The sequence below is a fragment of the Nodosilinea sp. P-1105 genome (genome assembly GCF_012911975.1).
Classification (GTDB): Bacteria; Cyanobacteriota; Cyanobacteriia; order Phormidesmidales; family Phormidesmidaceae; genus Nodosilinea.
Window position 1 is genome coordinate 1 of the sequence record NZ_SMDQ01000069.1, and the last position, 16,055, is coordinate 16,055.

11 protein-coding genes are annotated in these 16,055 nt (G+C 51.7%); 4 read left to right on the forward strand and 7 right to left on the reverse strand.

The features are described 5' to 3' along the window. A partial coding sequence (locus E1H13_RS21635) for an ISKra4 family transposase (RefSeq protein WP_169616579.1) occupies positions 1-840 on the forward strand: 840 nt, incomplete at its 5' end. Positions 841-872: 32 nt separating this feature from the next. Here E1H13_RS21635 and msrA read toward each other — a convergent pair. From msrA to E1H13_RS21670, 7 genes are all read right to left on the reverse strand, one after another. After that, positions 873-1,538, reverse strand: a complete 666-nt coding sequence (msrA, locus tag E1H13_RS21640) for a peptide-methionine (S)-S-oxide reductase MsrA (protein ID WP_169616581.1) — start codon at positions 1,536-1,538, stop codon at positions 873-875. 77 nt (positions 1,539-1,615) lie between these two features. Beyond that, a complete protein-coding gene (locus E1H13_RS21645) occupies positions 1,616-5,257 on the reverse strand; it encodes a substrate-binding domain-containing protein (RefSeq protein WP_169616583.1) in 3,642 nt (1,213 codons plus the stop codon). Between the two features lie 231 nt (positions 5,258-5,488). Then, complete coding sequence (locus E1H13_RS21650) at positions 5,489-6,517, reverse strand: ABC transporter permease (protein ID WP_169616585.1); 1,029 nt, start codon at positions 6,515-6,517, stop codon at positions 5,489-5,491. A gap of 158 nt (positions 6,518-6,675) precedes the next feature. Beyond that, complete coding sequence (rfbB, locus tag E1H13_RS21655) at positions 6,676-7,743, reverse strand: dTDP-glucose 4,6-dehydratase (protein WP_169616587.1); 1,068 nt, start codon at positions 7,741-7,743, stop codon at positions 6,676-6,678. 10 nt (positions 7,744-7,753) lie between these two features. Next, a complete protein-coding gene (locus tag E1H13_RS21660) occupies positions 7,754-8,827 on the reverse strand; it encodes a glycosyltransferase family 1 protein (protein ID WP_169616589.1) in 1,074 nt (357 codons plus the stop codon). A 12-nt stretch (positions 8,828-8,839) separates the two neighbouring features. Then, the gene (locus tag E1H13_RS21665) at positions 8,840-9,808 is read right to left on the reverse strand and encodes a GDP-mannose 4,6-dehydratase (RefSeq protein ID WP_169616596.1); all 969 of its coding nucleotides are present in this window, start codon (positions 9,806-9,808) and stop codon (positions 8,840-8,842) included. Between the two features lie 34 nt (positions 9,809-9,842). After that, positions 9,843-11,039, reverse strand: coding sequence for a glycosyltransferase family 1 protein (locus E1H13_RS21670; RefSeq protein ID WP_169616598.1), 1,197 nt, complete (start codon positions 11,037-11,039; stop codon positions 9,843-9,845). A gap of 762 nt (positions 11,040-11,801) precedes the next feature. On the opposite strand from E1H13_RS21670, the gene E1H13_RS21675 reads away from it, so the two are divergent. From E1H13_RS21675 to E1H13_RS21685, 3 genes are all read left to right on the forward strand, one after another. Then, positions 11,802-12,602 carry a class I SAM-dependent methyltransferase gene (locus tag E1H13_RS21675; RefSeq protein ID WP_169616600.1) on the forward strand — a complete coding sequence of 267 codons (801 nt, stop codon included), beginning with the start codon at positions 11,802-11,804 and terminating at the stop codon, positions 12,600-12,602. Positions 12,603-12,821: 219 nt separating this feature from the next. After that, the gene (locus tag E1H13_RS21680) at positions 12,822-13,820 is read left to right on the forward strand and encodes a glycosyltransferase family 2 protein (protein WP_169616602.1); all 999 of its coding nucleotides are present in this window, start codon (positions 12,822-12,824) and stop codon (positions 13,818-13,820) included. Positions 13,821-14,035: 215 nt separating this feature from the next. Next, on the forward strand, positions 14,036-15,979 hold the full coding sequence (locus E1H13_RS21685; protein ID WP_169616604.1) for a hypothetical protein: 1,944 nt from the start codon (positions 14,036-14,038) through the stop codon (positions 15,977-15,979). Positions 15,980-16,055: the final 76 nt, after the last annotated feature.

A 16,055-nucleotide genomic window follows, 5' to 3' on the forward strand; every position in this document is an offset into this window, starting at 1 on the left:
ACCCAAGCCGAGAAACTGGGCGTTAAGCCTGGTATTCAACAGAGTCCGTTGCTGGAGTTGTGTTGTCAGCGGATGAGCGCCAAAGCCTCCTATCGGCAAGCGGCCCGAGATATTGATCTCCTGTGCGGGGTCAGTGTCAGTGCCAAAACTCAAGAGCGCATCGTCAATCGAACGCCTATCGATGCCCCTGATGTCACCGAACTCGTTGCTGAAGTTGACCTGGATGGGGGCATGGTGCGATTGGTTGGCGACCCCGGTCAATCCAGCGAATGGAAGCAGTACAAAGCCGTTCGAGTCAATGGTGACGGGCCAGGTATGGCGTGGTTCCAGGATAATTCGGCCTTGTTGGACTGGCTGCATCACTTAACCTTCGTCAGTTTGTTCTACTGCTTAGGGGATGGCCATGCCGGGATTTGGGCGCTGTTTGCCCAACTTGAGGTGCCCCAGATAGCCGAAGAAATCTTGGATTGGTATCACCTCATTGAGAATTTGCACAAGGTCGGTGGGTCGTTGAAACGCTTGCAGGAGGCTGAATCTCTGTTGTGGGAGGGACAAGTCGATAAAACAATTGCCCTATTCGCCCCGGTCAAAACAGACCCCTCACGGCGCTTTCAGACGTATTTGCAAAACCATCGCAGTCGGATTCCGAATTATCGGTATTACCAGATGGAGGGCCTGCCCATTGGCTCTGGCCCGGTTGAGTCTTGGATTAAGCAGATCGATGAACGGGTGCAGATTACCGGGGCGCGATGGAAGCCCGAGCGAGTGCCACAAATCCTGGCCCTGCGCTGCGCCTATCTCAGCGGTCGTCTCGATTTATTTTCTCCGCTTAAAGGATGACGCACTCCCTCTCCAAACAGGGGGTGGAGCGGTTAACGGGATACCGTTAAGCCCACAGGGCAAGCCACATTAGTGCCCCCTAACCCGCAGTAACCGCCAGGATTCTTAGCCAGATACTGCTGGTGATACTCCTCGGCGTAGTAAAACTCGGGGGCATCTAAAATTTCAGTGGTAATGGTACCGTACCCAGCCTGGCTAAGAGCCTGCTGATAGGCCTGGCGAGATGTTTCCGCCAGTTGTTTCTGTGTCTCAGAGTAGGTATAAATGCCAGACCGGTACTGGGTACCGACATCGTTCCCTTGACGCATCCCTTGGGTGGGGTTGTGGTTTTCCCAAAAGACCTTGAGAATTTGCTCGTAGCTAATGACGCTGGGGTCAAACACCACCAGCACCACTTCGTTGTGCCCTGTTAGCCCGGAACACACCTCTTGGTAGGTGGGGTTAGGGGTGTGGCCAGCAGCATACCCCACTGCGGTGGAATAAACCCCCTCCTGCTGCCAGAACTTGCGCTCTGCCCCCCAAAAGCACCCCATGCCAAATAGGGCTGTTTCCATGCCTTCAGGGAAGGGGGGCTGGAGAGGATTGCCATTGACGTAATGCTTGGCGGGTACTGGCATTGGGGCCGACCGACCGGGAAGTGCCTCGTTGGCAGAGGGCATTTCTGTCTTTTTACCTTTACCTAAACCAAAGAAAACCATGAAAATATCCGTTGGGTGAATAAGCCTGTAGTTTCACTATAGGCGCAGTATCCCAGAGATGCTGTACGGAGACCCGGCTAATTGGGCTGGGCGATCGCGGCGACTTCTTTAGACTGGGCGATCGCGATCCAATCCCCGGTGGTACTGAAATAGCCCACCGTGGCTAGATAGATCCGATCTGGCTGGGGAATTGGCAGATACCAATCTTGGGCAAAATCATCGCCGCAGCGCTGTTCTTCGACCGGATCCCCCAGGGGAGCATCGCTGCCTTGGCCGGTCACATCGTACAGCCGCACCGCTAGAATGTCGCCCCCCTGATGTTTGGCCTCGGCGCGATCGCGATCATCCAAATGCCAAACGGCATAGAACCGCTGGGGGTTCTCTGGGTCGAGGGTCAGACGCAGCCAACTGGAGCGGGCTGAAACGGCCTCTGGGGCTGATTCTGGGGCTGATTCTGGGGCTAAGCCAACCGCCTCAAAGCTATCGGGGGAACCCGGCGGAATGCTGGCCATAGCTGCCAACACCTCGGGGGGCAGAGCCTCAAGGCTGGAGCCGTCAGCACGGGCCAAGTCAGGGGCCGCTTCATGGGGAGGAGGCACAAAATCAAGGGGATCAAAGGGCACCTCTGGGGGACCAGGGATAGGGTCTGGAGCTGGCGCATCGACCGCTGGCCCAGGGGTGATGGTACCCCTGGGTGAGGAGGGGGCAGGGGTTGGCTGAGGGCTGATCGACTCAACATCGTCCTGGGGGCTGACCGCCGACAGGTGCACCTGGTGTAGTAGCTCGTCTTCCAGGGGGGAAGGGGCTAACCCGGCCAGCTCTGAGGTGGAGACCGGGGGGTCGGCCCCAACGGCACTAGGGTCCGGGTTAGACTCTGGAGCGTACTCTAAAGCATGCTCTGGGGCATACTCCGGTTCGCTAGGCAGGGTGGCCACCTGGGCGGCTAACTCAGGGGGAACCCCGGCTGGATCAAGAGAAGCGGTTGTCACGGCCCCATCTTCTGAGGGTAATCTCAAAATCATCTGCTCTAGGTCGGGGGGGACATCACCCCCATCCTTGAAGGCTGATCCGGGACCTGGCGTGATGGTGAGGCCAGTCCCCTGTGCTCCAGAGACCACGGTTGCGGCATCGCCCCCTAAGGCCATAGCGCGATCGAGGCAATCTTGCCCCTCGGCTTGGCGCCCCATGGCGATCAACGCCTGCCCCTTCCCCTGCCAGGCATCGGCCATGGCGCTATCCATCTCAATCGCTGTGTCAAAACAGAAGAGGGCTTCCTCATACCGCCCTAGACGATTGAGTAAATGGCCCTTGCCAATCCAGGCCTCAATCACACTGGCATCCAGGGCTAAGGCGGCATTGTAGCTATCCATGGCCTCATTCACCTGATTCAGGGCCGTGAACGCATGGCCTCGCTGGGCCTTGGCCTGGGCGCTAATGGCGTTGATGCCGCCCATGGGGCCACCGGTGGCTTCCGCATGGGCGCGTTCCGCGTGGGCGGCATCCACAGCGCTGGTGAAGTAGATCAGGGCCCGATTGTACTGTCCTGCCGCCATCAGTCGTCGCCCTTCAGCCAGATCAAGGCGAGCTTGTCCCAGCTGATTCGGCCTCTCTCTGTCTTGATCAACCTCCTCTGGAGATATCAGCCCAGCTTCTGGCGGCAGCCCGGCCACGGCGCTAGAGCCATCGCCCACCGCCCCAAAGTTAATCCCTAGGCCAGCGCCGGTAGCGGTATTGACCTCATCGTCTACGTCCTCTTCATCGTGTTTAGATTTGATCCCCAGCAGGGAGCCAATAATTCCAGCCAAAATCAACAGGGCTGGAATCAACGCCAGCACCCACCACACATTCGTGGGCAGGTTGCGCAGCCGATTCACGAACTCAGACCACTCAGCAGGCATAGCCGTCTGATCGGCATCAGGGCCTGGCTCCACCTGCTCGGCCTCGCTGAGTAACTGTCCCTGGGCATCCCGCAGTTCTACCCGGTTATCGGCGGTGCCAACCACCAACTGCCCGGCGGGGGTAAACCCTAGGGAACTGGCCGGAGCATCTAGGGTGATGGGCTCTGGCAGGCGATCGCTGGCATCTGGCCCCCATAGCTGGAGAGTACCGTCCCGACCAGCGGTGGCGATCGTCTCCCCGTCCGGGCTATAGGCGATGGCGCTGACCGCTTCCGGGTGGGCGGCAATGGTCTCTCCCCGGGGTTGCAGGGTGGCCCGATCCCACTGGCGTAGGGTGCCATCCTCCCCAGCGGTGGTAAACACCTGGCCATCGGGGCTACTAACCACCTGGGTGATCCCGCCCGGATGGGCATTGACAACGCTATCGGCGGCACTGCCATCGGCATTCCAGAACCCCAGGCTGCCATCACTACTGCCGGAGAGGAAGTTTTGGCCGCCGGCAGGCACATATACCGCCTGCACGGCCTGATCATGGGCGGCGATGGGCTCCCCAATGACACTGCCATCAGCGGTGGACCAGCGCTCTACGGTGCCATCGGCATTGCCGCTGATGATGGTCTGGCCATCGGGACTCAGGGCCAGGGCCAAAATCGGCCCCCCGGCCCCATCCATGGGTTCCCCTAAGGGATTGCCATTGCGATCCCAACGGCGCAGGGTGCCATCGGCTCCACTAGAGACCACGGTTTGGCCATCTGGACTGACCACCACCGCCGACACCAGTCCCTGGTGAGCCGCTTCTACCACCGTGTCCGTAGGATTGCCCTCGGCATCAAGCCATTGCAGATCACCGGTTTCACTGCCGCGCACCATAAATTGAGCGTCTGGGGCCAGGGCCACCCCCCCAGGGAGTTGACTGGAGCCAGCCGTGACGTTATCGCTGGCGATTTGCTGGGCTGCGGCCACCGCCGCCTGACCATCAGGGTTGGTGGCAAAGCCTAAAAAGGCGGCCACGGCCAGGCTGGGCTCCCCCAAATAGACATAGTTGCGGGGCTGGGAGTAGGGATAGCGGGGATCATCGGGCAGGGTGTTGTGCATGGTGACCAGGCGAATTGCTGGTTGATCCACCACTTCCGAGGCGATCGCATAGCTCATGCCATCGTTCCCTAATTCCCGCACAATGGCTGCGGTGTCGTCTGTTTCCATCGAGACTGCGGTGGGGCCAGTTTCAAAGGGTTGCTGGCGAAATACATCGTAGTCGGCTAGGGCCCGGCGGATGTCGCTATCGACGGGGCGATCGATAAACCGGATGGGCAGATTAGGGCCGCCCAACTCAGCCCAGTTGGTGATTTCCCCCCGGAAGATGCGGGCAAAGTCACCAAAGGTCAAATCTCCCCGAAAGGGGTTATCACGACCGACAATGATGGCGATTTTTTCCCGGGTGACGGGCACCTCAGTCAGATTCTGGGCCAGCTCTTGATCGGTGAGCGATCGCCCCAGGGCAGCCAAATCCACAGTCCCAGCCCGCAGTGCTTCCAGGGCCGCTGTATCTCCATTAGTTGTCGCCACCACCTGGGTATCAGGGAACTGTTGCTCAAACTGGCGGCCCATCACCTGGTTAATCCCAGCCATAGAGGGGGTGCCATCAATGGTGACAATGGTGCCTGGGGCCACCGTTTGGGGAGCCACAAAGGTGGGGACATCCTCATTCCCCTGCCCCTGAGCCAGCCACCCCTGATCCGACCTGAGGGTCTGGACGGGCAATGTGGCAAGGGCACTGAACAGCGCCAATAGCACCAAAGACGGCTTAAGCAGCTTATCCATAGGACCAGGAAATAGAAGAGTTTTGCTCAAGGATACATGCAGATACGGAGGTTGGGCTGACCTCTTTACCGACCTTATTCCGCCTGGCGGTGCTAAGAGTTGATTACGTTAAAGGTGACGGGCTGACAGGGTTCACGGTTCACCGTAAGCGGTTTAAGGCAAGCCGTAGACCGTGCACCGTAGACCGTCAACCGCAGCCCTGTTGACCCATCACGTCTGCTTGACAGACCACTAATAACGAATGCGCGGATCGATGTAGGCATTAAGGATATCGATCAAAATGCTCATGAGCGCCACAATCAGGCCAAAGAACACCATCAACCCCTGTACCACCGGATAATCTCGTTGGGAAATGGCCTCGTAAAGCCGGTTGGCCAACCCTGGCCAGGAAAAGGTGACCTCTGTCAGCACCGCCCCGCCCAACATGGCCGCAAAGGTCAAGCCCAGGATGGTAATCACAGGAATCATGGCGTTTCTCAGGGCATGAACCAGGACAATGCGTCGCTCTGGAATCCCCCTGGCTCGGGCTGCTTCCACATAGTCAGCCGCCAGGGTTTGCTTCAGGTTGACCCGGACCATGCGCTCAAACACACCACTAATCAAGATGCCTAGGGTTAGGCTGGGCAGGGCTAAATGGTACAGGGTGGTGGCAAATGCGCCCAGGTCCAAAGACAGCAGACTATCGACTACATAGAGCCCCGTCGGCCCCTGGGGCGGGGTGGCCCGCAGCGGGTAGCGGGTGCCAATGGGAAACCAGCGCAATTGCACGGCAAAGATCAGCTGCAAAATCATGCCGAACCAGTACATGGGAATGGCGTAGGTGACGATACCAAACAGCCGCCCCCCGGCATCGATGGGGGAATTGGGCCGGGCCGCCGCCAGGGCGCCAATGCCCACCCCCACCACCGTCGCCACGATCATGCCGCACACCGTTAACTCGACGGTGGCCGGGAAGTGGGCCTGGATAATCTGCCATACCGTCTGCCCCTGGGTGGCCAGGGAGGTACCCAAGTCGAGTCGCAGTAGGTTGCCCAGATAGGTTAGATACTGCACCCACAGAGGCTGGTCCAACCCCAACTGCGTCCGTAACTGGTCCTTGGCGGCAGCAGGCGCCCGTGGCCCCAACAGTGCATCTACAGGATCCCCAGGGGTAGCCCGCAGCAGCAGAAAGACCACTGTGGTAATGGTGAGAATCATCAACGGGGCCAGCAACAGGCGACTGATGACGTAGTAACGCAGGGCGGTGGAACGGGAGGACATAGTACAGGAAGGCAGAAATAAGAAGGCAAAAGGCAGAAAGGGGATCTGCTGTATCCCAGTAGTTCAGGATAGCAGGGCTATTTCTGCCGCAGAGTAATAGGGTTTAGAGACTGGCGTATGTGACTGGTTGAGATGGTGAATAAGGGGAGCGGTCGGGGTTATCGACCCGTGTAACGTTGCTGGTAGTACTTTTGATAGTCTGCCGGGAGTAAGGGCAGCCACCAGTCGCGGTTGTTCAGGTACCAGGTGACGGTTTTGCGCAGCCCTGCTGAGAGGGAGACGCTGGGTTGCCAGCCCAGGTCAGCTTTAATTTTGCTGATATCCATGGCGTAACGGCGATCGTGGCCGGGGCGATCGCGGACGTAGGTAATTAGCGCCTGGGTGGGGCGAATGGGCAAATCAGGGGCCAGTTCGTTCATCAACTCACAGAGCATGTTGATCAGGTCAATGTTTTTTATCTCGGCTTCACCGCCAATGTTGTATGGCTGGCCAGGGAGCGCATGGTGCAACACGGTGTCCAGCGCCCGACAGTGATCCTCCACAAATAGCCAGTCGCGGATGTTTTGGCCATCTCCATAAACGGGCAGGGGCTGGCCCAGCAGCATATTGACGCACATCAGGGGAATCAGTTTTTCGGGGAAGTGGTAGGGGCCGTAGTTGTTGGAGCAGTTGGTGATCAGGGTGGGTAGACCATAGGTTTGGTAGTAGGCCCTGGCTAGGTGGTCACTACCGGCTTTGGAGGCTGAATAGGGGCTGTTGGGCGCATAAGGGGTGTTTTCCCGAAAGGCTAGATCCGCTGGACCCAGGCTGCCGTACACCTCGTCGGTGGAAATGTGGAGAAAGCGATAGTGGCCCGGTTGGCCTTGGGTTTGCCAGTGGATGCGGAAGGCCTCTAGCAGGGTGAAGGTGCCGACGACATTGGTTTGGATAAAGGCCTCTGGCCCCAGGATGGAGCGATCGACGTGGGACTCGGCCGCGAAGTGGACAAGGGTGTCGATCCTGTATTCTGTGAGCAGGCGGTCAACTAGGGCGCGATCGCAGATATTGCCCTTGATTAGCTCAATATTTGGATGTCCCAGAATGCCGGCCAGATTAGCCCGATTGCCAGCATAGGTGAGGGCATCGAGGATAATTAGTGGGGTGTCGGCATACTGTCGATGCCAGTAGTGGGCAAAGTTGGAGCCGATGAATCCGGCGGCGCCAGTGACTAGCAAACGGCTCAGCATTAGCCAACCATTACAAGTATTGCTGAAGAATATCGCTGGTCAGTCGCCCGGTTGTTGCCCAGCTGAATTGTCGAGCCCGATTCAGCCCGGCTTGCTGCAACCTCAACCAAAGGGGGCGATCGCGGCTAACGGCATTCATCGCCTCCGTCAGTTCGCCCACATTGTACGGATCAATTAATAGGGCTGCATCCCCGGCCACCTCCGGTAAAGATGCCAGGTTAGAGGTAATCACTGGGGTGCCGCAGGCCATTGCCTCCAGCACAGGTAGGCCAAACCCTTCCCATAAACTGGGAAATACCAGGGCGATCGCCTGGTTGATCAGACGGGGTAAATCGTCATAAGGCACGTAGGCCAAAAATTGAACGCGATCGCCTACCCCCAAGGCTTCAGCCTGACGTTGTAACGATGGGGTATAGCGGGGATCAGGCGCACCCGCAATCAGCAGCTTGGTCTCCCGCAGACTCACCTGGGCAAAGGCCGCAATCATGCGCTCTAAATTTTTGTAGGTGTAGTGGCTGCCAACGTAGAGAAAGTAGGGTTGCCGAGGCAGATCTAGAAACCGGTAGTGGCTGGCATCATAGGCCAGGGGTACCACCGTGGTCTGTCCCGGAGGAGCCCCAAAAAAATGATAGATATCCCGCAGGGTAGACTCAGAATCGCAAATGACATGCTCGGCCTGGCGGATCACCTGGGGCAGATAATATCGGCTATACCAGGTCAGCGGCGAACCCCACCGGGGAAAATGTAACGGGATCAAATCGTGCACTGTTACCACCGAGCGGCAGGCTGACCACAATGGGGCCTCAGGCACTGGTGAGAACAATAGCTTTGCCCCAAGCTGTCGATACAGCCTGGGTAGTTGAAACTGGGTCCACCCCAGGCGTCGAGCGTGGCCCCACTTCCCCGAGTCAGTGGTAGCACCGGCAGGAGAGGGTAGCCATGGGTAGTTGGAAATAGGGCGATCGCAAAGGATGCGGCTGTTGTCCTGGGGCAGGTGTTGAATCAGGTTGAGCGCATAGACCGCCAATCCCGTGGGCTTAGTCGGCACAAAGGATAAATTAATCAAGAGCGAAGCCGTATCCATCCCATGCCTCTCTCAATTGACCTGGCTTAATTCTTTCAAATCATGATCAACCATTGACTCGACTAAACGCTGAAACGAATACTCTGGTTGCCAATGCAGCTCCGCCTGAATCTTGGCAATAGACCCCGCCAACTGCACCGCTTCGTCAGGGCGATAAAAGGCCGGATCAACCTTGACAAACTGTTGATAGTCGAGACCCAGGTAGCTAAAGGCACAATCTACTAATTCACGCACAGAATGCACCTCACCGCTAGCAATGATGTAATCTCCAGGGTGTTCCTGCTGCAACATGAGCCACATAGCCTTGACCACATCCTGGGCATGGCACCAGTCTCGGCGAGCCTCTAAATTGCCCAGTCGCAGTTCCTGCAGTAACCCCAGCTTGATCTGAGCTGCCCCACGGGTGATCTTCCGAAAGACAAATTCAGCGCCCCGCCTGGGAGACTCGTGGGTGTAGGTAATACCGCAACAGGCGTAAAGATCATATTTTTGGCGATAATTAACGGTCATCCAGTGGGCATAGGCTTTGGCCACGCCGTAGGGATTGCGAGGCCGAAACGCTGTGCGCTCAGTTTGGGGAGATTCGTCGGGCTGGCCAAATACCTCGCTGCTAGAAGCCTGGTAAAAGCGGGTGTCTGGCTTACAGCGGCGAATAGCTTCTAGTAAACGGGAAACCCCCAGGGCGGTGTATTCAGCCGTCAAGGCGGGTTGGGTCCAAGATAGGGGCACATAGCTCTGGGAGGCCAAATTGTAAATTTCGTCGGGCTGGGTCTGCTCAATGGCATCGATTAGCGAGAACTGATCGAGCAGGTCGCCTGAGATCACCTCGATTTGATTGGAAAAGTGACTGATGCGGTCAAAGCTGCTGGAGCTCGAGCGCCTGACCATGCCACAGACCTGATAGCCTTGAGCTAACAAGAACTCCGCCAAATATGATCCATCCTGGCCGGTCAGGCCTGTAATCAAAGCTTTCTTTGCCATGGAAACTCGGTTGTAGGTCCAGGGAGCAGCTTACTTATAGTAATGAACGATAAGCTGCCAGGGTTGATTTGGCCGTGCGATTCCAGGAAAACGTCGCGGCTTGCTGGTATCCCTTGATAATCATGGCCTGCCGTTGGCCGCGATCGCTAATCACCTGCCACAACGCTTCCGCTAGCGCTTCCACGCTGGTAGGGTCGACCATCAGCGCCGCCTCACCTGCCACCTCAGGCAAGGAAGAGGTGTTGGCTGTCACCACCGGGCAGCCCAAGGTCATGGCCTCTAGCACTGGTAGGCCAAACCCTTCGTAGAGCGATGGATAGGCGAACACATCAGCCTGGGCATAGCAATACGCCACCTCGGCATCGGAAAGATAGTCAAGGTGGTGAATGTGATGCTGCCAGGGCGAGGCCGCGATCGCCTCGAAAATCGGCTCATACTGCCATCCCTTTTGCCCCACCAGCAGCAGTTGATGATCGACTCGATGTTGCGACTTGAGCCGGTCAAACGCCTGAATCAGTCGCACTACATTTTTGCGAGGTTCCAGGGTGCTGACAAAAAGAATATAGGGGCGATTCCGGGACGGATACTCGTTCCGAGTCGGTTCCCTAACGCTTTGCGAATCACCTAAGTCAACCGGCTCTAAAGCTCGTTCTTTTTCATAGGTGTCTGGGGCATAGCGACTGGCTAACGGAGTCACCCAGACCCTTTCTGGCGGCACGCCTAAGAACTCTACAATGTCACGCTTAGAGCTTTCAGAAATCGTGACCACCAAGTCTGTCCAGGTCAAACACTGCTTGATCCGCTGGCTATAGGTGCGCACCACAGCCGTCACATAGTCTGGGTAGCGCATGAAGGACAGGTCGTAGATATTCATCACCCGCTGGCTGTGCTGGCAGGGGTACACCGCATAGTTAGTGCCATGGTAAATGTCGGGCCGATCAAAGCGCTGCTCCAGCCTTTCCATCAGCGGCTGGCCAGGCAACTGGGCCAATACATTCAGCAGCCGAACTGGCAACGGCAGGACGGCAATATGGTCGTAGTGGGCTAAGACTTCAGGCAATGCCAGGTTACCCCGCAACCAGTTTTTCAAGCTGGGCTGATAGGTCAGGCCCAACTCAAAACCTTCTCGCCCTTGTAGACTCTGAAGCGCCGCCAACAAATTCAGAACATAGAGCCCAACTCCACTGGGCTTGGGTAAAATCGGAGTCGCTTCTACAACAACCTTCAGCATGACGGGGATTGGCTCAGATTCTTCAAGGTGCGGTTGACCCAGGACTACATCAACAGGACTCTAATTCTCCCAGGCCAGGTCAATGTCGTCAAAGCCGGGAATCAGCAGCCGATGAAAACGATTTTTGGTAGGTGATCTGCTCTGGTATTTCGCTCGGGTGCAAGAGCCCCACGCCAAAAGCCATAGATGTGGTGGTAGTACAAGGGAAGACGGGGCTCCTATCGGCATTGACAAGAAAGCAACATTCTTTGAGCTACGGGATCTCTGTGGATACAGGGCTTGATTGTGGCTCCTGCTCCCTGTATTCATCAAATTTTCGAGTCACTGCTATGATACTTTTTGATCTATAGCACTGTAATTAAGAAAGAGGAGGAAGAAGCCTGCCTGCGACTTTACAGGAAGTAATTCTGTTCTAGTTTCAGTTTTTGCCAGTTCCTGGGGGCAGCTGTTTTCAAAGCTGAGGCTTTAAAGCTAGGAAAGGTCGTGGCTAATATTATCAGCCGTTACATCGTCAGTATTAGTTATGACATCTAAGCTGCTAGCTGGGTTATTGGCTTAGGGGCTGGGTATAGTTGATTATGTTTTGCTGCTAACGCGGGTGAAGCTAAATGTTACTACTCCCTGTCCATCTCTGATATGTTTACCTTCTGTTCTGCTTAGCTGCTTTTTCTTTAAAGAACGTTTTTGTTTGAGCTTAGTGGCAGATCAGTCTTACTTTCGGAAAGTTTCTTGAAGTTAAGCTGTTTCAAGTTGGAGTGTTCAATGAAAGAAGATATTTATAGCCGCGAAAAGAAATTTCATGATACTTGGGCCTCAACCATTGATGTCGATGGCATCCGAGTGGCAGATTACTTTGAAGCTTGTACGGCACCAGAAAACCGTTTTATCTTGAAACAACTAGGTACAGTAGATGGATTACGGGTATTGGATCTAGGTTGTGGAGCTGGCGAAAATAGTGTCTATTTTGCTCAGCGAGGTGCTCGGTGTGTTGCGGCTGATTATTCCCCCGGCATGGTCGATACTGCTTTGAAGCTCGGCCAAGCTAATAATGTTGAAATTAGTGGAAAAGTCATTAATGCTATGTCAATTGACTTTCCCGATAATAGTTTTGATGTTGTGTATGCTTCTAACTTGTTGCATCACCTTCCAGATCCAAGAACTGCGATTCAAGAAATGCATCGAGTTTTGAAGCCTGGTGGCAAGGCCTGTTTCTGGGATCCTCTAAAACATAATCCTGTGATTAATATCTATCGTCGTATTGCCACTGAAGTTCGGACCGAAGATGAAATGCCTTTAGATATTAACATAGTAGACTTTGTAGGTGAAAAATTTTCTAGAACTGATTGGAATACTTTCTGGATAGCTACTTTGTGGATCTTTTTGGATTTCTATTTGATCAAGAGAGTAGATCCTAACAAGGAGAGATATTGGAAGAAAATTATCATCGAACATAAAGACTTGGAGAAAACCTACTATCGACTTGAGAAAGTCGATAGAAAGCTAAAGCGACTTCCCTTAGTTAAGCGATTTGCATGGAATTTGGCTGTAGTTGCCACTAAATAGGTTTTGAGAATCTTGAGCCTACAGCCACTGAAGCCTGGATCTTATAAAATAGCTTTTCTGGATTCATGGCTGAGAACGTGCAACACAATTGTCTTACTTAGATTAAATAAAATGCCTGAAATTCTTGAAAAGACATTTACTTAGCCACTCTATAAAGTATTCACTGAAATGCTTTATTTCCAAGCAATTATCTAGAACCTTCTGTCGATATAGCCCATTATGACTCCTAAGTATTCAGTTGTAGTTCCTATTTATAATGAGGCAGCAGGCCTGACTGAGCTGTATCGACGGGTTCGATGTATTATTGATCAGATGGATGGCTCTGCTGAAATTATCTTTGTAAATGATGGTAGCGAAGACGAATCACTATCCTTGATTAAAGAGTTGCGTCAAATAGATTTTCGGGTATGTTATATCGATTTTTCTAGGAATTTTGGACATCAAGTTGCTGTCACAGCTGGCTTGAACTTTGCGCGAGGGGAAGCTGTAATTACTATGGATGCAGATTTACAGGATCCACCCGAACTGATTTTAGAACTTACCCACAAATGGCAACAGGGGTATGACATTGTTTATGCTAAAAGAATTCGAAGAGCTAAAGAAGGTTTTTTTAAGCGCGGAACGGCTTATTTGTTTTATCGTTTTTTGAAGAGAATGGCTGATGTTGAGATTCCAACAGATGTTGGAGATTTTTGCCTGATGGATGAGAAGGTTGTGAAAGTTTTGAACTCGATGCCCGAACGTAATCGATATTTACGAGGCCTAAGAGCATGGACAGGTTTCCGTCAGACATCTGTACCCTTCAAACGAGATCCGCGGTTTGCAGGGACTGTTAAATATACTTTTCAAAAATCTCTTAAGCTAGCTATTGATGGCTTAGCATCGTTTTCTCGAATTCCACTTAGAGTGGCAACATATATTGGTCTTTTAAGTGCCTTGGTTTCTTTGTTAATGGTGATATTAGTTATTTACTGGCGTCTTTTTCACCCTAACTCATCACTGACAGGATATACCATTATAATAGCTGTTCTTTTTTTCTTGGGCGCTGTCCAATTATTTAGTATCGGAATTTTGGGTGAGTACATTGGTAGAATTTATGAAGAGGTGAAAAAACGCCCACTGTATACTTTAAACGAAATCGTAGGGTTTGAGAGTTATACTGATAAAAATTTTGTTAAAAAGCCGAACCATATTCATGAAATTGAGATCAACAAATGATTGCTGCTAATTGTTTGCTTGTATTAGTTGCTTTAAAACATTAGTCAAAAAAATCTTAACATCCTTAACATCCATTTATCAGCTGCAGTGACTCTCATTTTTATCACTTCCTTTCTATTAAGCACTGTGACTTGACCTTCCATTGCCAAAGTGAGTATTTACCAGAAACTTAAACTCTAAATTCTTCTCCGGAACATTGAAATAAATTATTATTGGTGAAGATTTCGGCAGGTGAAAATGTTATGCGCAAATCTTGGCTTTTTGGCAAAACTATCAGAAAGGAAAATATTTATTGTAATCTGATGTTACTGCGTCAGATTTTATTCTTGGCTTTTGTGGCAATCCTAATTTGGATTTCTCGGTTTTTAATGGTTCATCAATTTGGTCTGTATGAGGATGATCAACATTTTCTCGGCCACATCATTGATATGAACTCGGAAGAGTTTAGTGAAAGGTTTCTAAGTTATTTATATTCAGGTTTCATTTCCCAGGGGCGTCCCGTTGGATTTGCTTTTTCTTATGTTACCTTCTGGATTGGATATAACTTCTTGGGAGGCTTAAAGGGTGTTTATTTTCTAGGGTATCTCTGTGTTGCGGCAAATGCTATATTATTCTACTTATTGGCCAAGCGTTTATTTCCTCTACGATACGCTGAGGTTGCTACCTTAGCATTTGCTTTATTCCCCGCCGATACGACTCAAGCATTCTTGACTCATGCCTTGATTCTGCAGCCAGCAATTACGTTTATTCTAATTGCAGCACATTTTTATATGTTTAGGAAATGGGTGCTAGCCTACTCTTTCCTACTTTTATCTTTATTGTCTTACGAACCAGGCTTTCCAGTATTTTTACTTGCACCTTTTTTGCTATTTAATTTTCAAAACTTTTTGCTTTTGAAAAAGACTATTCTGATTTGGCCTTTGCAAAAGAATTCTGGTTTAAATCAGTCTCGTTTTCAAGCGGATATCTTTCAGTCCTTGTGGAGAAGTGCTTTTTCTCGATACTTTTTCGTTAATTTAATAACAATGTTTTTGTTGTTTGCATTCGTTTTCTTGGCAAGAAGGCTCTCTGGTGAGACTAGAGTTAGTGATCTGAATTTTGGTACGGTTTCGGAAAATATTGTTTTTGGTCCGTTAGTTGCTATATCCCGATACTTTTCTTCAGCCATCAGTGGATTGGAAAATCTTGATGTTATTTTAGCTTTTGACCATAGGCCGACTATTGTAGGTTGCATCGTTTTGACAACTTTTACTTTTTTTCTATTTTCTCTCGTTATAAGGAAAGATATTTATTCTGGGTCTAGATGGGTGAAAGACACTTTTCTTGAGTTGACATTGACAACAAAAGTAATCCGGATACCAAGATTCGTGTTATTGCTGCTAGCTATTTTCACTGGCTATATAGCAATGGTTTTAAGCTATACCCTTACATTTTCGACTTCTGTATTTACTGAGGGAGGACGAGGTACTAGAGCCCATACTTACGCTGTTTTCGGCGCTGCAATTTTAATTGCAGCTTTATTCTACTGTTTGTTTTCGATTCCGAATTTTGCCAAATTTAGATTTACAAGAAAAGCTTTTGTCAATTTCTCAGCAGCACTGTATTTTTTCCTATTCTCTTTGCTTGTCCCTTATGGTTTTATAATTCAAAAAAGTTATGTTGATAGTTGGGCTTACCAAAAGAGTTTTTGGTCAGAGGTGATTCCTCTCATCCCCGATGTTACTAATGATTCTAATGTCCTGATCGATCTTTTTCTTGATGATGGTACTTCTCTATATCCTTTTGAGACTGATTTTATTGAGGTGCTATCCTGGCCTAGCTATAATATGTTGAACTTTATGTTTGAATTTCCTAGCTCTTGGTCTCACCCGCCAAGGGTTTGGATTTTAGGGCATCTTTCAGAAACACCATCAGACTTGAAGACTTTCATGGATAGTTTTCGCTATGGGAATAGGTTGATCTGGCCTACACCATCGTGGTTTTGGGAATTTGAAAAAGTTGATACTGCTCTGGAAAATACTCTGCTGATTAGAGCGACTGAAAAAGGTTTAGTCAGGGTCGATAACTTTGAAGACACTAACTTTAAAGCACTACCAAGTGAACTGAGCGCTCCTGCTTTTCATACTAAACACTTCTACGATTTATATATCAATAGCTGAGTTAGCCCTGCTCTGAGTCGGCGGTATAAATTAATCGCTAGTTCACTAGTCCCTGGTCATGAGATCAAGTGGGCAC